Origin of the sequence: Pedobacter sp. AK017 (assembly GCF_014200825.1) — a bacterium.
Classification (GTDB): Bacteria; Bacteroidota; Bacteroidia; order Sphingobacteriales; family Sphingobacteriaceae; genus Pedobacter; species Pedobacter heparinus.
Window position 1 is genome coordinate 113,957 of sequence record NZ_JACHCW010000005.1, and the last position, 15,713, is coordinate 129,669.

19 protein-coding genes are annotated in these 15,713 nt (G+C 37.6%); 13 read left to right on the forward strand and 6 right to left on the reverse strand.

Annotated features, from left to right (window positions below; genetic code table 11):
- Window positions 1-9 precede the first annotated feature (9 nt).
- Window positions 10-1,089, reverse strand: a complete 1,080-nt coding sequence (locus HDC92_RS08615) for an aminotransferase class V-fold PLP-dependent enzyme (protein ID WP_183873820.1) — start codon at window positions 1,087-1,089, stop codon at window positions 10-12.
- Between the two features lie 106 nt (window positions 1,090-1,195).
- Here HDC92_RS08615 and HDC92_RS08620 point away from each other — a divergent pair, with 106 nt between their 5' ends.
- The 3 genes from HDC92_RS08620 to HDC92_RS08630 all read left to right on the forward strand — a co-directional run bounded on the left by HDC92_RS08620 (window position 1,196) and on the right by HDC92_RS08630 (window position 3,012).
- Entirely contained in the window at window positions 1,196-1,579 is a 384-nt protein-coding gene (locus HDC92_RS08620; RefSeq protein WP_183873822.1) for a VOC family protein, read from the forward strand.
- A 244-nt stretch (window positions 1,580-1,823) separates the two neighbouring features.
- Window positions 1,824-2,549 carry a peroxiredoxin family protein gene (locus tag HDC92_RS08625; RefSeq protein ID WP_183873823.1) on the forward strand — a complete coding sequence of 242 codons (726 nt, stop codon included), beginning with the start codon at window positions 1,824-1,826 and terminating at the stop codon, window positions 2,547-2,549.
- 97 nt (window positions 2,550-2,646) lie between these two features.
- Complete coding sequence (locus HDC92_RS08630; protein WP_183873826.1) at window positions 2,647-3,012, forward strand: thioredoxin family protein; 366 nt, start codon at window positions 2,647-2,649, stop codon at window positions 3,010-3,012.
- 31 nt (window positions 3,013-3,043) lie between these two features.
- Here the strand turns inward: HDC92_RS08630 and HDC92_RS08635 are convergent, their stop codons facing one another.
- From HDC92_RS08635 to HDC92_RS08645, 3 genes are all read right to left on the reverse strand, one after another.
- Window positions 3,044-3,319, reverse strand: coding sequence for a hypothetical protein (locus HDC92_RS08635; protein WP_183873828.1), 276 nt, complete (start codon window positions 3,317-3,319; stop codon window positions 3,044-3,046).
- A gap of 9 nt (window positions 3,320-3,328) precedes the next feature.
- Complete coding sequence (locus HDC92_RS08640) at window positions 3,329-3,925, reverse strand: sigma-70 family RNA polymerase sigma factor (RefSeq protein WP_183873830.1); 597 nt, start codon at window positions 3,923-3,925, stop codon at window positions 3,329-3,331.
- Window positions 3,926-4,160: 235 nt separating this feature from the next.
- The gene (locus tag HDC92_RS08645) at window positions 4,161-4,949 is read right to left on the reverse strand and encodes a DKNYY domain-containing protein (RefSeq protein WP_183873833.1); all 789 of its coding nucleotides are present in this window, start codon (window positions 4,947-4,949) and stop codon (window positions 4,161-4,163) included.
- 222 nt (window positions 4,950-5,171) lie between these two features.
- Between HDC92_RS08645 and HDC92_RS08650 the strand changes: the two genes are divergently transcribed.
- The 4 genes from HDC92_RS08650 (at window position 5,172) to HDC92_RS08665 (ending at window position 8,151) form a co-directional block, all read left to right on the forward strand.
- A complete protein-coding gene (locus tag HDC92_RS08650; RefSeq protein WP_183873835.1) occupies window positions 5,172-5,639 on the forward strand; it encodes a DUF305 domain-containing protein in 468 nt (155 codons plus the stop codon).
- A gap of 50 nt (window positions 5,640-5,689) precedes the next feature.
- Window positions 5,690-6,406, forward strand: coding sequence for a PRC-barrel domain-containing protein (locus HDC92_RS08655; RefSeq protein ID WP_183873837.1), 717 nt, complete (start codon window positions 5,690-5,692; stop codon window positions 6,404-6,406).
- A gap of 84 nt (window positions 6,407-6,490) precedes the next feature.
- The gene (locus tag HDC92_RS08660) at window positions 6,491-6,829 is read left to right on the forward strand and encodes a YciI family protein (RefSeq protein ID WP_183873838.1); all 339 of its coding nucleotides are present in this window, start codon (window positions 6,491-6,493) and stop codon (window positions 6,827-6,829) included.
- Window positions 6,830-6,888: 59 nt separating this feature from the next.
- Complete coding sequence (locus HDC92_RS08665; RefSeq protein ID WP_183873840.1) at window positions 6,889-8,151, forward strand: RNA polymerase sigma factor; 1,263 nt, start codon at window positions 6,889-6,891, stop codon at window positions 8,149-8,151.
- Window positions 8,152-8,303: 152 nt separating this feature from the next.
- Here the strand turns inward: HDC92_RS08665 and HDC92_RS08670 are convergent, their stop codons facing one another.
- Window positions 8,304-8,771: a hypothetical protein gene (locus HDC92_RS08670; RefSeq protein ID WP_183873842.1), complete on the reverse strand. Its 468-nt coding sequence runs from the start codon at window positions 8,769-8,771 to the stop codon at window positions 8,304-8,306.
- A 928-nt stretch (window positions 8,772-9,699) separates the two neighbouring features.
- Here HDC92_RS08670 and HDC92_RS08675 point away from each other — a divergent pair.
- The 4 genes from HDC92_RS08675 (at window position 9,700) to HDC92_RS08690 (ending at window position 13,239) form a co-directional block, all read left to right on the forward strand.
- On the forward strand, window positions 9,700-10,854 hold the full coding sequence (locus HDC92_RS08675) for a hypothetical protein (RefSeq protein ID WP_183873844.1): 1,155 nt from the start codon (window positions 9,700-9,702) through the stop codon (window positions 10,852-10,854).
- 13 nt (window positions 10,855-10,867) lie between these two features.
- Window positions 10,868-11,182, forward strand: a complete 315-nt coding sequence (locus tag HDC92_RS08680; protein WP_183873846.1) for an HPF/RaiA family ribosome-associated protein — start codon at window positions 10,868-10,870, stop codon at window positions 11,180-11,182.
- 85 nt (window positions 11,183-11,267) lie between these two features.
- Window positions 11,268-12,875 (forward strand): murein L,D-transpeptidase, encoded by a 1,608-nt coding sequence (locus HDC92_RS08685; protein ID WP_183873848.1) that lies wholly within the window; start codon window positions 11,268-11,270, stop codon window positions 12,873-12,875.
- Window positions 12,876-12,918: 43 nt separating this feature from the next.
- Window positions 12,919-13,239 (forward strand): phosphoribosylpyrophosphate synthetase, encoded by a 321-nt coding sequence (locus tag HDC92_RS08690; protein ID WP_183873850.1) that lies wholly within the window; start codon window positions 12,919-12,921, stop codon window positions 13,237-13,239.
- A gap of 108 nt (window positions 13,240-13,347) precedes the next feature.
- Here the strand turns inward: HDC92_RS08690 and HDC92_RS08695 are convergent, their stop codons facing one another.
- A complete protein-coding gene (locus HDC92_RS08695) occupies window positions 13,348-13,908 on the reverse strand; it encodes a helix-turn-helix domain-containing protein (protein ID WP_183873852.1) in 561 nt (186 codons plus the stop codon).
- A gap of 432 nt (window positions 13,909-14,340) precedes the next feature.
- On the opposite strand from HDC92_RS08695, the gene HDC92_RS08700 reads away from it, so the two are divergent.
- Window positions 14,341-15,249: an SPFH domain-containing protein gene (locus tag HDC92_RS08700; RefSeq protein WP_183873854.1), complete on the forward strand. Its 909-nt coding sequence runs from the start codon at window positions 14,341-14,343 to the stop codon at window positions 15,247-15,249.
- 130 nt (window positions 15,250-15,379) lie between these two features.
- The gene (locus tag HDC92_RS08705; RefSeq protein WP_183873856.1) at window positions 15,380-15,694 is read left to right on the forward strand and encodes a hypothetical protein; all 315 of its coding nucleotides are present in this window, start codon (window positions 15,380-15,382) and stop codon (window positions 15,692-15,694) included.
- Window positions 15,695-15,713: the final 19 nt, after the last annotated feature.

Below are 15,713 nucleotides of genomic sequence, written 5' to 3' on the forward strand. Positions count from 1 at the left end.
GCGTTGCGATTAATTCTTTTGATCCAGAATAGACAATAAATGATCAAGGTCTTTTCTGGTATTGTAAAAATGAAAGGACAACCGTACACCTGAGCCACGATTGGAACATAAGACATGATTTGATGCCAGGCGCTCTATCATGCTGCTATTTAAAGGCAAATTTATAATCGTCGATTGTGATTTTCGGTTAATTAATGACTGAGGTACCAGGCCCCGATCGTAAAGTGCTGTTCTGGCCTGCCCGCAGATAGATTGGCTCATCCTTTCAATGTTGTGCAGACTGAGGGACTGCAGATAAATCAGGCTTTGGTTGAGGCTTCCAAAGCACAGGGTATCAAGGTGTCCGGGCTCAAAAATTACCGATAAGTTACTTCTTTCACCTAGTATAGATGTATCGGGTAAATTTAAGTTCTTTCTGTCCTGATACAACTGGTTTTTCAGGCGGTCCGATAGCATAATAAACCCGTTTCCATATCCGCCGAGCATCCATTTGTAACCGCTGGAAATCACTGCATCCAGTCCTGATGAACTGAAATCAAAAACAGCCGTCCCGCAAAACTGCGTACCGTCACCGATTAAAATAAGATCTGGATAAGTTGTGCTGATTTCTTTTATAAACTGTGGATCGAATCTAATTCCGCTAATGTATTGGACGATGCTGAATGCAAAAACACTTGGCTTATAGGTTTCTATCGCTGCTAATATCTGATCTTCCAAATCCGCGCACATCGGCACCTCGGCATAGATAAAGCCTCTGCTGATCACAGCATAGTTAAGTGAAGGATAATCTCCGGTCAACAGCAAAAAACGGTGGCCCCGATCCAGTCCGTCTAATGTTATATTGAAACCGCTGGAAAAATTAGTGATCAGGTAGATGTTTTTCTGTTCTGCTCCAAATAGTAGTGATAAGTTGTGGCGAAGCTCAGTAAAGATAGAACTGTGCTTTATGCGCAGATCACTCCCGGCTGTAAGGTGATCGGCATCGTGTGCGCTTCTCCAATCCTGAAGGGAAGTAGAAAGAACTCCTGCATTGGCCGTATTTAAATAAGTGCAGGTATCCAGTGCCGGAAAAAGAGTAGAAAAGCTCATGTTCAAATATAGCAGATTTCCACGCAAGCACATTATTGAAAACTTTTGGTAGCAGTAGATTGTATATTAATATGGGCGTGGCCCAACTTATTTAATTTCAACTACCATGTTAAAAAACTCAAAAGCATTTAGTTCTTTTTCGACAGACGATCTGGAAAAAGCTAAAGAATTTTATCAAAATACACTTGGTCTGGAAGTAAAATACGGATCCATGGGCACTCTTGAATTGCATGTTGGTGATTCCGAACCGGTTTTGATCTATCCAAAACCTAATCACGAACCAGCGAGTTTTACAGTACTCAATTTTCCTGTAGATAGTGTTGATCAAACTGTGGACGAATTGATCCAAAAAGGTGTTCAGTTCGAACACTATGATTATGATGGTCTTAAAACTGATGATAAAGGGATTATGCGTGGTGAAGGCCCGGTTATAGCATGGTTTAAAGATCCGGCTGGGAACATTTTATCTATACTTGAAATAGATAAATAGTTACGGATGTCATAACTATCATTTTTTTCTTCTTTTCACCATTGATGCATCGAACAAGAATACTCCTGGACCAGTAATGAGCAGAGAAACAAGGCCTGCCATTAATTTGGACAGTGAACAGCACTGCCACAGTTACAACTTTTTATTTATTTAAGCGGAAGGACACTATATGTTGTCCGGTTAATTTTCTAAACCTTGTAAGGTATTGGCCATTGGTACGACTATTAAAGAAAGCTTAAATTATATGAAAACGAATCCTAACAAAAACACACATTTAACAAGAAGTCTGTTGGGCGGTGGTTTGCTGTTTTGTGCAGTATTGCATTGCCCTTCAAGTTCAGATGTGAAAGGTGCCGAAGTACATCCGATCTTTGCCAAGGCAAGCTTGTATGCTGAAAATGATACCCTGAAAACGGTAGCAGGAGTGCCCTTAAAGCCACAAGACATTAGTCCGCTACTGATCGGTGAAAGTATACCGGTAATCAATTTATTAAAATCATCAGGAGAAAGCTTTGATCTGAACAAAGCTGTTGCTGAAAAACCCACCATACTTGTCTTTTATCGTGGAGGTTGGTGCCCTTACTGTACTAAACAGCTGTCGGGAATGCAGGAAATCGAAATGGACCTGGTAAAACTTGGATATCAGGTGATCGCAGTAAGCACCGACAGTCCGGAAAATTTAAGTAAGACCATTGGCAAACAAAAATTATCCTATACATTATTGTCAGATGGAGACATTACGGCTGCCAAAAAATTTGGTATTGCTTTTAAAGGGCCTAAAAGTTATGATTCTTTTTTAACAGGAACCTCAGGCGGTAAAAATGTGGATAAACTGTTGCCTGTGCCCTCGGTATTTATCCTCGGAAAAAAAGGAAATATCCTGTTTGAATATATTAATCCAAATATTACACAAAGGCTAAGTGCATCGTTGTTGAAAGCCGCTGCCAGCGCACTGAGAGATGAGATATAGATTTTTTTTGGTCCTTACAATATGTTTATGTCTTGGATTCACAGGGCCGGATTTGTATTCAATCGGACAATCCGGAAAAAATAAAAATGCTGAGGAAATGCACGCGAAAACAAGCGGCATCAGGTTTATTGCAAACATGCTGCCAGTTGCAATTAAACAGGCCAAAGCATCAAAGAAGTACATTTTTGTAGATGCATATGCAGATTGGTGCGGCCCTTGCAAGTTATTGAAATCATCCACGTTTGCTGACCTCCAGGTGTCAACATTCTTTAATTCACATTTCGTAAATGTTGCTATAGATATGGAAAAAGGTGGGGGCATCGCTCTGGCTGAAGATTGGGATATTCAGGCATATCCCACTTTGCTTATCCTGGATTCCACTGGCAAAGTGGTGTTTCGTAGTGTCGGTTTTTTAAGACCAAAAGAATTACTCGAGTTTGGGCGGCAAGGGCTCAACAGATAATCTGAGTTTTCTTATACTGCAGGGGCCACCGTTAATTTTTATCCAATAGTTTGTTAATGCGCTTCTGCAGTTCCTTCTTGAAATTCTCATCTAGTTTCATGTTGGTTTGCCCATCTAAATAAAATAAATTTCGGACCATGTTATTGATCACGACACTTTGCTGCTGGAAGGTTTTACAGATTGAGCAGGTCATCAGGTGTATTTTCAATTCCAGCTTTTCCCGAACAGTGATATGACCTATTTCTTGTTTTTCGATCAGGTAGGTTGCTTTTCGACAGTTGTATTGTATTTTTTGTAATTCGTTCATGGCTAAAGATTAAATCCAGTTTTTTTGCAGACAAGACCTTAAGTTTACTTTAGTGCGATGTATGATCACCCAGAAATTCGATGCGGTCACCTTTAATTCTCTGCATATGGTTTCGGTTGCTTCATCATCCATATGCTTCATGGTAAACACTGCAAGCCATAGTCCCGGGAGCTTTTCCATACATTGTTGGAGTATTTTCTGGAATTCCTTATTTTCGAGTGCATCCGGGTGCTCAATGCCAAGTTCCCGGGGTCTATGGTGGTCATTCCAGTGACCATCCTGAGTGTCGAAAAAATCTTCATGTTCTTCATCCAGATTATTTATATCTGCAGGCTTATATTTTTTCGAGTTTTTCCTGTAGAAATCAATCACCTTGAATTTCAGAATGGCCGTTAGCCAGGTTCGTTCGGAACTTCGTCCTTCAAATTTCTCTGCACTTTCTAATGCGGCAAGAAAAACCTCCTGTACAATATCTCTTGCCTGGTCTTGGTCATTTATCCGCACCAGTGCGTAAGCGTATAAATAATCTGCATGCTTGCTCACCCAATATTGTGGATGAAGCGTATGGCTTTCAGAAATATTGGCTTCATTTGGGTCTGCTTGCATATAATAAAATTAATTGTTTTTACTTCAACTGATGTCTATATTTTGTCGAAAACTTTGAAATAACCTTACAATATCTTTATATGGTTTTCTGGCTATGTTAAACCGACTTAGCTTTTCTTAATCGTCGTTGCTTTTCAGTCGTTCCTTGTACTAAAATCGTATTAAACCCGGAACCCCGGTGCTCTCCAGCAACCATAATGCAGATTCAATAATGGGGAATTTGACCGAAAGGTTATTATCCTAATTGTTGTGAATGTTTAAGTACCTCAAACTCTTTCACAGTAATCTCCATGCCATTCCAGTAACAACGGTATTTGTCGCTGGCCAATCGTAAAGTTCTTTTGGCATTGTTTTCAGGGTAGACAATCTTAAAAGTCTCTACATCAGCATGTGGAATCAGTCTATGAAGATAATATACCTTTTCGAGATCTCTGGAATAGAAAATTCCTGCACCGTACCTTTGCCAGGATTTACGATCTACTCCTTCTATTTCTCTTGCCTGACAGAATATGTGATAGGCATCATATCCGAAGTAACCATCATTCAATGACACAAAGGAGGAAGATACTGCTGTCTCGTTGATAGAGAGTCCATTGCGGAAATTAAAGTAATAGATCCGGTCTTTGTCTTTTGCATAGCCACAAGCAAGTTTAATTTCCTGGAGCGGAAGTCGAACCGGTATTTCTGTTGAATTGGAGAGTATAAATTTTCCAGAGTCACAGACTTCAAAAGTTTTGCGGTCTGCCTGATCTACTTTCCCTGAAGCACACCATATTATATTAATGTCAGCTGCAAAGGAAAGATTGATACCTTCGAAGGTATCGTTTTCTGCTTCTTCCAGTACTTCATTTCCAAGGTAACAGTAGTTTTTATCTTTTGCAAAGGGACCTGTGTAAAATTGGAAAGTTTCGAGGTCTGCACCTGCTATTTCATTAAATTTAAAAAAAACAGACCGGCCATCTGTCCAATAGTAAACGTTTGGATCGTGTTCATTATAAGCGGATTGTATAGTCAAATTGTACATAGGCAATTAGGTTAAAAATTATCCTGCAAAAACCTGGTCTGTTGAAAACCTTTACTGATCTTAAATTTCGGTATGGATGTAAATCACAATTACCAAGCCAATTAGTAGACTGTGACCGCATATATCAATTTAAAATAGCACGATCAGCTCTGTATGCACATTTGTCAAAACTTACTGAGCTCTATCTTGTTAGTTTTATGTATTTAACCTAAACTTTTCAACATGCAATATAATCATTATAAAAAACTGCCATTAATGTTAACTTTTTCGATTGTTACGATGTATGGAGTTATGTTTCTCAATGTTGATGAGATCGATCATATCTATCTTAGCCTTACTCGGCTTTACATGTCTATTCTGATGGTTTGCCCGATGGCTGTTTTGATGCTTTTACTTATGCCTATAATGTACCCTAACAAAAAGCTAAACAGATTTATCTTTTCTTCCAGTACCGGAGTTTTTATTGTAGCTTTGATAATGTTGCGCTCCCAGGCATTTATAAGTGATACTCAATATATGAAAGCTATGATACCACATCATTCTTCGGCGATCATGACCAGTAAAAGAGCGGGGATTAAAGACAGAAATGTAAGAAAACTGGCCGATAGCATTATTGTTTCCCAGCAAGAGGAAATCCTGAGAATGAAGTTTCTCATGGATACACTAGATGGAAAATTTTTACAACGCTGATTGCTAAATTGGCATGTAATATGTGCTATAGTTAAAACCTAACAAAAATTATGCAGATATATGCGCAACAGCTTTTTGGATGTTCGCTCGGTGCCGCGGACGGAGAAATAGGTAAGGTAAAAGATATTTATTTTGATGACCAGGCATGGTCTGTGCGGTACCTGGTTGTGGAAACAGGAACCTGGCTGTTTAAGCGAAAGGTTTTGATTTCTCCATATGCTGTTGATGCCGATCTGAAAATAAATTCAAACTTGTTGACGGTTAAACTCAATAAAGAACAAATCAAAAATAGTCCGCATATTGACACAGACATTCCAGTATCTCGTCAACAGGAATCCAATCTTTCTGATTATTATTCCTGGCCATCACTCGGTGGGGCAGGTATGGGCTATCCTACAACAGGAATGCTGAAGGGAGCAGCCGCACTAGCAAATAGACTGGAAAATCAAGATGAATTTGATCCCCATTTGCGAAGTTTTAGCCATGTGGCACAATACGAAGTTCACAATAAGGAAGGGCGTGTTGGACTGGTTAAAGATCTTATTATCGACCTGTCGACCTGGTCTGTCCCTTACATGCTGCTGGACGATCTATCCACTTCCGATAAAGAAAGGGTGGCGGTGAACACTAACAGTATAATTTCGATCGACTGGGATACCTACCGGGTAATGGTCTCCTTTACCCATGGGGATATGCAAAATGCTCCCAGAATAAATCCGGAAGGGTTCTTTCACGATGGGCGTGAAATATTTCCTCCGCTTAGCTAGGTTCTGAAAATATAAATTAGCCATCCTGTCCATTTGTGAAATGTTCAATTGTTATTAGGGTATAACAATTTAAAAAATAAAACAATGAAAAATTTCTTATTCGTTTACAGATCTGAACCCAACAGAAACCAACCATCACCTGAGGAAATGCAGGCAAATATGAAAAGATGGTTGGATTGGATAGGCAATATAGCCGCACAGGATAAACTTGTTGATGGTGGTAGTGGCCTGCAGGCTGCCGGTAAACTGGTAAAGCAGAACACCATAGTAACTGATGGCCCTTATACTGAAATAAAGGAAGTTGTAGCTGGATATAGCATTGTTAAAGCTACCTCAATTGAAGAAGCTGCTTCACTGGCCGACGGCTGCCCGATCTTTAACGTAGGTGGTAGTGTAGAGGTGCGTGAAATAAATATGATGTAGTACTTTTGAAGGTAATTTTATAAGCCTTTGTAATTTTGCAAAGGCTTTTTTCTGGTTTTATGCAACAAACAGAATTAATACCGCATTTATTCCGGACAGAATACAGAAAAATAACTGCTGTATTGTGTAAGGCTTTTGGTATTGAGCATATGGAGATTGCCGAAGATATTGCAAGCGATACTTTTTTACTGGCAGCTGAAACCTGGGGTATCAAGGGACTGCCTGAACATCCTACAGCATGGTTATACACCGTAGCAAAGAATAAAACAAAAAACTTTCTAAAGCGGGATGAACTGTTCCAGCAGAAAGTCGCATTACAGTTGAGCTCTGAAGCTGGCGACACTAACGAAATGGAGATAGACCTCTCTGAACAAAACATAACAGATAGCCAGCTGCAAATGATCTTCGCCATATGTCATCCAGCCATTGCGCCAGAAGCGCAGATAGGATTGGCCCTGCGCATACTATGTGGGTTTGGCATTAATGAAATAGCCTACGCTTTCCTTACCAATAAAGAAACCATAACAAAGCGCCTTTACAGGGCAAAAGAAAAATTACGGGTGGAAGATGTACAAATCGAATTTCCTGCGGGAACTGAGATCAGCAAACGGTTGGAAACAGTAATGAGAACACTTTATCTACTGTTTAACGAAGGGTATTATTCAGCCCACCATGATGTTACTATACGAAAAGATCTATGTGAGGAAGCCATGCACCTTACTTACCTTTTACTGCAAAATCCCCTCACGAATCTGCCTGCTGTGAATGCACTATTTGCCTTAATGAGTTTTCAGGTATCCAGATTTGAAGCACGTACTGATAGCAATGGTGAAATTGTATTGTATGAAGACCAGGATGAAACATTATGGGACCAGGATGTCATCAAACAAGGTCAGTATTATTTAGAAATAGCTTTTAGCAATAGCAAGCCTAGCCGTTATCACCTGGAAGCAGGTATAGCCAGTTTCCACACACAGAAATCGGATACTAAGGAAAAATGGGAGTATATATTACAGTTGTATAACCAGTTGCTGATACTGGAATATTCACCTATAGCCGCACTTAACCGTACCTATGCATTAGCAAAAGCAAGAAGCAAAACTCAAGCAATAATTGAAGCAGAAAAACTTCGATTGACCGACAACCATTTTTATCATTCGCTGCTTGGAGAGCTGTACAGAGATGTAGACAACTCAAAGGCCTTAGCTCATTTTGACGTAGCTATACATTTAACACGATCTGCTGCGGACAAAATTGTCCTTTCAAAAAAACGATCTCTATGTTTGGAAAGAATGGAAGATAAAAGCGCGAAAACCTTATAAGAATTATTTTGCCGCCACAACCTTACATGCCAGTTTATCAATTGTTCTTGCGTGCATAAACTACACTTCATGATTAATCCATCTAAGAAAAAATTGCTCGACAAAATTAAATAAAAGCGGGAAGAATTTGCACGGACCATAAAACATAAATTTTATGGTTCACATTTTTTTATTTTGAATTTGAACCTTCCTCGTTCAAAGTTAATAGGTTTATCTTTTGCAAAATAGGAATTTCCGAGGGTTGTCTCAATTACTCCGACACCTAGTATTAGCATTCCTTCTTTTTTTAGAAAGGCCAGGGGATTTTTACTAATGACAGTAGACTCACCAACTTTAAATGTATAATCTACAAATACGGTGTCGCGTTTCATTGTCCCCACTATCTTACCGTAATTTTTAGGCATATATTCGAAGGTAAACAGCAAATCACCTTTAACCTTGCCACTTTTTAGTGATTCGATATTAAGGAATGCGCTGTCGCTGCCGTCGATAGCTAAATAACAGGTTTTCTTAATCACAGGGTCACTAACATTATCTTGTATTTTTTCTCTACTATTTCCGGTGCACGCGGATACAAAACACAATATAAGAATTGAATAAAGACAGTGTTGATTTTTCATAATATTGTTATGAGATGGGTTTAATTAAAAGGGTATTTTAAAGAGAATTGTTAGGGATGTACTCCGAGTAAATTACTGTATAGTTAGGATTAAAATGCGGTAGAATTGGCTATCAAACTTTTTATTGTAAAATAAGAACTTTAATTCCATTAATATCTTACATGATTTTGAGCAAGAGTTGCATAATTCACGGATGTTTAAGAGTACCCTCGAAGTTGACTTGAATTTCTCGGGCTAATGTTATCATGTTTCGTCGTTTAAATGGGTCGATGTTATATCAGTAATTTTTAAAGATGAAAAACTGAAAACAAGTTGTTGTTTGGTGAAAATGTGTGAATGATACAACTTTTATTTAATGTTGTGTAACATTTGATCTTGTCAATAGACTTAACTTTAAATTGTTAATAGAATGGTCTGCTAGGTTTAACTTTTGAAAATTACATTTATCTATACAAGATAAGACCAATCGGATGGCAGTACAAACTTATTGTGGCATCATCACTTGGATTGAAATTTAATTTTTTATAAAGTAAAGATATCAGTAATAACTTACGTGGTGGCCGATTGATTATTGGTATGTGGATATGCACGTCAGTTCAGCTATGGTGAAAGAAAGAGATTTTCAAAAAGTGATGGTTACAATGATAAGGGGTTTGTGATTTTGTCAAGAAACAAAAAAGAAGTGAAAGAATTTATAGCTCCTGGAAAAGTTAATATTTACTACCAGATACAACAGTGGTTGAGAATTTTAGGCCTCACTGATGGTAATGAGTTGCCCGGTAATGGGTTCCAGTAACCGGCTTGGTACATTAATAGTAAAGTTCAGTATCAGAAGGCAAATTAGCATTACAGCAATCAGAAAGCTGGTAGTTTTTGCAGTTGAAGCATAGTTTAGGATATAATCAGTTTAAAAAAAGAAAGTTTAATTATGATTTCGATCAACAAAGAATTGGTAAAGGAATTATCCCTATACAAAGATACGCCCTGCATTTCTGTATATATGCCTGCACATCAAAGCCATCCGCGTAATCTTCAGGATATCCTTGATTATAAAAAATTGCTCAAAAAAGTGGAAATTTCTTTATCTCAGCTTTACTCTTTAAATGAAATAAAGCAACATATGAATCCGCTTGAATCTCTTATCAATGACAAAAAATTCTGGAACCATACCACTCCTGGCATCGCTATTTTTAATGGCCCTGGTATATTCAAGGTGATTGGTTTATTAGAGAATGTTGGGAAAATGGCTATAGTTGCTAATAGCTTTCATACAAAACCACTGCGGCAATTTCTACAAACTATGGATAGATACCAGATCCTTGGTTTGAGCCTCGACAGAATTCAACTTTTTGAAGGCAATCGGCACTCATTGATAGAAATTATATTGCCGGAAGAAACGCCTACAACACTTACAGCAGTGCTTGGCAAGGAGGTGACTGAAAAACACACTACTGTTGCATCCTATGGGGGAGTTGGTAAAGGAAGCATTGACATGCATCATGGTGATGGAGGAATAAAAGACCAGATAGATCACGATACAGAGAAGTTTTTCCGTTTTGTAAGCAAAGAAATATTTGAAAATTTTTCCAAGCCAACTGGGCTGCCGCTAATATTAGCGGCGTTGCCAGAGCATCACTCCCTTTTCCATGAGGTGAGTAAAAACCCATTTCTATTAAAAGAAGGCATTTATAAAAACCCAGAACATATATCCACAGACAACTTGGCAAAAATGGCCTGGAAAGTAATGGAACCGGCATACCTGCTAAAAATTAAAGATCTGATAGAGCAGTTTGGTCAGGCAAAAGCAAATAATTTGGGAAGTGATGAATTGGAAACTACTGCCAAGGCAGTAGCAATGGGAAGAGTTGCTACCTTACTTGTCGAGGCCCACCGGATTATATCAGGTAAAATTACAGACAACAATACTGGTTCAATTGAATATAAGCCAATAAAACACCCGAAAATTAATGACTTGTTAGATAACATCGCTAATATGGCAATAACAATGGGATCAGACGTTTTAGTTATACCACTACATGATATGCCTTCTCAAACGGGATTGGCAGCAATATTTCGTTATTAAAAATTAAATAATTATGAACATTCAATTTAATACTGACAAAACTATAAATGCAAGTGAGAAAAATACAGCACCATTTATGGTACAGATAATAGATGAGTTAAGCAGGTTTAGTACAGACATAACAAGGATAGAAGTACACCTTTCAGATGAAAATGGCAATAAAGATGGATTAAATGACATACGTTGTTTGCTGGAAGCGAGACTTGAAGGCAAGCAACCAATTGCGGTAACCAACCAGGCTGATACTCCAGATCAGGCGTTATCGGGTGCGATTGATAAACTGAAGGCCTCTCTTGAAACAATTACAGGAAAAGGAAGGAATTATTAATGCTGTTTGTTGGCTTTATTGATGGGTAAAATGCCCTGAAATTTTAAATAGCCATAAAAGATACACTAAAAATGAAAATAATTACATGAAGCTGGGATATACTTTTACGATATGTTTTGTCATTCTTTTTATCAATTGTTCAGGCCAGGTTATAAACCAGATAGTTACAAAACGAGATACAACTATTACAAAAAATAATGCCTTCTCAGAGTTATTACTTGACAGCACGATGCTGGAAAAATTCATTATCGAACAAAAGATAGAAGTCAGTTCCGCTTTGAGGTTACGCAACTTTTACAATAGTCGGAATTTTCAGTTCGCATGGTTTGGCAGAGATGGGATAGAAGATCAGACCCTAGCTTTTTGGAACCTTCATAACAATTTTAAAAACCTTACAAATGATTCTTCTTTTAAAAATAAGTGGCTACACGACGAAATGGAATTGCTGATAAATGAGGATACAGCTTTTAATGCGAGTAACAATAATATCGTAGAAGCAGAATTGCAACTCACCCAACACTTTTTTGATTTTGCAAAATATGCTTACGAGGGAAAAATTGATCCTATGGAATTGCAGTGGCATATCCCAAGAAAGAAAATAGATCCAATAGCTATGTTGGATTCTTTAATTTCCAACAAAGGGCAACATACAGCGCTGTGGGAACCTGTTAGTGCACAGTATAAATTGATGTATGCAGCGCTAAGGAACTATCAAGGCATTTATAGATCAGGTGGCTTTAAAAAAATGGCATTGGTTGGTAAAATAAACTATATACAGGGGGACTCTGCAGAGAACATTTTGCGGCTTAAAAAAAGGATGCAAGCTGAAGGTGATTATGGGACAGAGGATACCTCAAGAATCTTTACAGAAGAACTTACTTCGGCGGTAAAAAATGTACAAATGCGTTTCGGATACAAACAAAATGGGGTGGTTGATGTTGCCTTTATCAAAGCGTTGAATGTGCCCTTACAGAAACGGATTCAACAGATGCTGGTTAATATGGAACGGATGAGATGGATGCCCAAAGAAGCTCAGGGAGACAGGATCGTTGTAAATATTCCGGAATTTAAAATGCATGTTTACGGGGATTCAGGAAAGGTCTTTGATGTTGATATTGTGGTAGGCACAGCTGCAAATAAAACCGTTGTGTTTAATGATATACTCAAATTTGTAGTGTTTAGTCCATACTGGAATATTCCTCGGAGTATTGTGCGAAAAGAAATTCTACCAGAAATGCGGCGAAGCTCCAACTATCTTGTTAATAATAACATGGAACAAACAGGTTTTAGCAATGGTCTACCGGTCATACGTAAGAAGCCCGGTGCTAACAATGCGCTAGGGAGGGTGAAGTTTATTTTTCCAAACAGTTATAGTATTTATTTTCATGGCACGCCATCGAAATCATTATTTGATGAAGACAAGCGTGCATTCAGTCATGGCTGCATAAGATTGGCGGAACCAAAAAAAATGGCAGCATACCTGTTGAGGAATCAACCTGAATGGAGCAATGTTAAAATTAACGCAGCCATGATTGCATCAAAAGAAAAATGGGTCACCCTAAATAAACCTGTTCCGGTAATCATTAGTTATTTTACTTCGTGGATAGGTGAAGATGGTTTACTCAATTTTAGAGAGGATATCTACGGACGTGATAAAAAAATGGCTGAAAGACTTTTTATAAATCATAATTGAACTAACATTCTCTCTCTAATGTATTTTTAACATTCAAATTCGTATGAAAGAAAGTTACGGCACCTTTTCTGAAACAATTAATGGCTTAATAAAGGATGGTTATTCACTGGATTTTAATATCCGGAAGGAACGAATTACTTGTCATCAGACAAATATCGAATTGTCGCCAGAAGATTTTGAGATTGACAAAGTGTACCGGTTTGAAGGTGCATCTAATCCTGATGACCAGTCGGTGTTATATGCAATATCATCCCCTAAGTTTGGTATAAAAGGCATGTTAGTAAATGGGTATGGAATTTCTGCAGATGCTGCAACAGATGCCATAATTGCAAGGTTGAAAACACATCCGGAAGCAAACTTGTAGAACATAAACTTCTGTATATTAACAGCAACTTACAATAAACTGTTTGCAAAAAATGATAGCATAATGTTGCACCCACTCCCTAATCATTAGGGTTATCAAAAACCTACATTAGAAACTTGATAGTTCTTTCCGCCTACGAACCCTTAAGCTTTTAAAATGTGAAGGGGTTAAGCCTGTGATCTTTTTGAACTGGTTAGACAAATGTGCAACGCTGCTATAATGAAGTTTATAGGATATTTGTTTTATAGAAAGTTCGTCATAAATCAACAATTCTTTGACCCTTTCTATTTTGTGAACAATGATATAATGTTCGATATTAATACCCACTACTTCAGAAAATAAATTAGCCAGGTAGGTATAGTTGTAGTTTAATCTTTCTGACAAATGATTTGAAAAGTTTATCTTTTCCGGTTCATCCTGATAATGGACCAGTTCTATAATAATCTTTTTTATCTTATCAATCAGAATACTTTTTTTATCATCTAAGACTTCCAGACCATATTTTTTCAAATTGAAATCTAGCTCCTCCATTTGATTTGTTTCAATGAATTCAAGGATTTCAATTTCACCTAAGTCTACTTTTACCCATTGTATACCTAATTTTTTTAATTGCTGCTTTACGATCATTTTACATCTGATGCAAACCATATTTTTGATGTAAATTTTCATGTTTTATGTCGGTCAGTTAATATACCGGTTACAAAAGTCAAAATCTGAAAAGGAATCAACCTCGTGCGGGAGAAAATAGAAGAAAGACTTCCGTAGAAAATGTATAATTCTATCTTTTAATATACAACCCATTAAATCGTTGAATGTTTTAATTAAATCTAAAAGCGGTCTATACTTATCATCTGCAATTTTAAATTGCGACTATCAGAAAGAAATAGCTTAAGTAACAATTATATCAGCGGAGAATTTACAATTGCATAGGGTGAATAATTAAAGCTGTCAGCCTAATATGCAGGCGTTATTCATTAATGTGTGAATGATGTAACTAATTTAAACAATTATGTAAAGTACTGCAGATAAAAAAAACCGACCTTAATCGATAGCGAATTTCTCCATTTATACTTACTGACTAAATGACTTAAAATAACGATTATGCAAATATTATTAATAATAATCGGCTTAATTATAGTGCTTTTCTTTTCAGGGATAAACATTGTAAGGCCAACACATAGAGGGTTAATTGAACGACTAGGCAAATATACCAAGTTTGCAAACCCTGGGTTTCACTGGATCATTCCAGTTATTGATAAAATGTATATTGTAAACACTACTGAGCAAATGGTTGATGCACAGCCACAGGAAATTATAACCAATGATAACCTGAATGCGAGTGTAGATGCCCAAATTTATTTCAGGGTGCTTGATGCTGAAGAAGATGTGAAGAGTTCTCTGTATCACGTCAATGATTACAGACTGCAAATTGTGAACCTTGCCCGTACTACCTTGAGAAACATTATTGGTACACTTACGCTAAGATCGGCTAATAGCGAACGGGGTAAAATAAATGCTGAACTTCACATGACACTTAAAAATGAAACTGCTAGCTGGGGAATTGTAATTGTTAGAACTGAGTTAAAGCAGATTGATCCCCCTTCAGACGTACAGGAGACCATGAATAAAGTGGTAAAAGCGGAAAACGAAAAAATTGCAGCCATTGACTATGCAACCGCGGCAGAAACGGTAGCCGATGGCGTAAAACGCGCCAAGATAAAAGAAGCTGAAGGTTACAAACGTGCAAAGGTTTTACACGCAGAGGGTGAAGCAGAGGCCATTAAACTAGTAAATGTTGCTGCTGATGAATTTTTTACAGGGAATGCACAGCTACTCAGAAAACTCGAAGCGGTAGAAAACTCTCTTATGTCTAATGCCAAGATCGTTGTCCCATCTGGCTCGGAATTAATAAACATCATTGGCGAAATGGCAGGGATGTTACCTGTTTCACAAAAGAAAAAATTGAGTGGCGATGATAAGTCGATATTGCTTAATCCTTCAAATCCTTGATATAGTCTAACTGTTGTAGTGTTGGCGTTAACACCGCATAATCAAGATAATGCAGCCAAAACTTATGTTGAGCGATCGGATCTCAAAGCGGAAATAATCAGGCACAATTAAGAATCAAAATTAAAAAAATATGGCTAGTCTGCAGAAAGTTTCATTTGTATCCTGGATTTTGGTATTAATACTAGTAATGTCATTGTTTATTGTGGCTTATTTTTTTAATCTGTGGCCTTCGCAAAGAGCCAAAAAAATAGAACTACGTGCCCCTGAAGTTAGGTTGCTGGAAAAGCGAGAGAATAGTGTTACCGTCAATGACTACATTAAATATGTTCAGGAAAATCCGGAAAAAATGACACTTGATCATGATTTTTTGAATAAGGCATTGCTTAAGCTCTCTGTCGCGATTAATACAATGGCAAAAACTATCAATTATAAGCTTACTGGATAAACCATGGCAAACTGATCCC

Bases quoted from the DNA above. Each gene is read 5' to 3' on its own strand.
- HDC92_RS08615 (WP_183873820.1), bottom strand. From the start codon at position 1,089: ATGAGCTTTTCTACTCTTTTTCCGGCACTGGATACCTGCACTTATTTA.
- HDC92_RS08620 (WP_183873822.1), top strand. From the start codon at position 1,196: ATGTTAAAAAACTCAAAAGCATTTAGTTCTTTTTCGACAGACGATCTG.
- HDC92_RS08625 (WP_183873823.1), top strand. From the start codon at position 1,824: ATGAAAACGAATCCTAACAAAAACACACATTTAACAAGAAGTCTGTTG.
- HDC92_RS08630 (WP_183873826.1), top strand. From the start codon at position 2,647: ATGCACGCGAAAACAAGCGGCATCAGGTTTATTGCAAACATGCTGCCA.
- HDC92_RS08635 (WP_183873828.1), bottom strand. From the start codon at position 3,319: ATGAACGAATTACAAAAAATACAATACAACTGTCGAAAAGCAACCTAC.
- HDC92_RS08640 (WP_183873830.1), bottom strand. From the start codon at position 3,925: ATGCAAGCAGACCCAAATGAAGCCAATATTTCTGAAAGCCATACGCTT.
- HDC92_RS08645 (WP_183873833.1), bottom strand. From the start codon at position 4,949: ATGTACAATTTGACTATACAATCCGCTTATAATGAACACGATCCAAAC.
- HDC92_RS08650 (WP_183873835.1), top strand. From the start codon at position 5,172: ATGCAATATAATCATTATAAAAAACTGCCATTAATGTTAACTTTTTCG.
- HDC92_RS08655 (WP_183873837.1), top strand. From the start codon at position 5,690: ATGCAGATATATGCGCAACAGCTTTTTGGATGTTCGCTCGGTGCCGCG.
- HDC92_RS08660 (WP_183873838.1), top strand. From the start codon at position 6,491: ATGAAAAATTTCTTATTCGTTTACAGATCTGAACCCAACAGAAACCAA.
- HDC92_RS08665 (WP_183873840.1), top strand. From the start codon at position 6,889: ATGCAACAAACAGAATTAATACCGCATTTATTCCGGACAGAATACAGA.
- HDC92_RS08670 (WP_183873842.1), bottom strand. From the start codon at position 8,771: ATGAAAAATCAACACTGTCTTTATTCAATTCTTATATTGTGTTTTGTA.
- HDC92_RS08675 (WP_183873844.1), top strand. From the start codon at position 9,700: ATGATTTCGATCAACAAAGAATTGGTAAAGGAATTATCCCTATACAAA.
- HDC92_RS08680 (WP_183873846.1), top strand. From the start codon at position 10,868: ATGAACATTCAATTTAATACTGACAAAACTATAAATGCAAGTGAGAAA.
- HDC92_RS08685 (WP_183873848.1), top strand. From the start codon at position 11,268: ATGAAGCTGGGATATACTTTTACGATATGTTTTGTCATTCTTTTTATC.
- HDC92_RS08690 (WP_183873850.1), top strand. From the start codon at position 12,919: ATGAAAGAAAGTTACGGCACCTTTTCTGAAACAATTAATGGCTTAATA.
- HDC92_RS08695 (WP_183873852.1), bottom strand. From the start codon at position 13,908: ATGAAAATTTACATCAAAAATATGGTTTGCATCAGATGTAAAATGATC.
- HDC92_RS08700 (WP_183873854.1), top strand. From the start codon at position 14,341: ATGCAAATATTATTAATAATAATCGGCTTAATTATAGTGCTTTTCTTT.
- HDC92_RS08705 (WP_183873856.1), top strand. From the start codon at position 15,380: ATGGCTAGTCTGCAGAAAGTTTCATTTGTATCCTGGATTTTGGTATTA.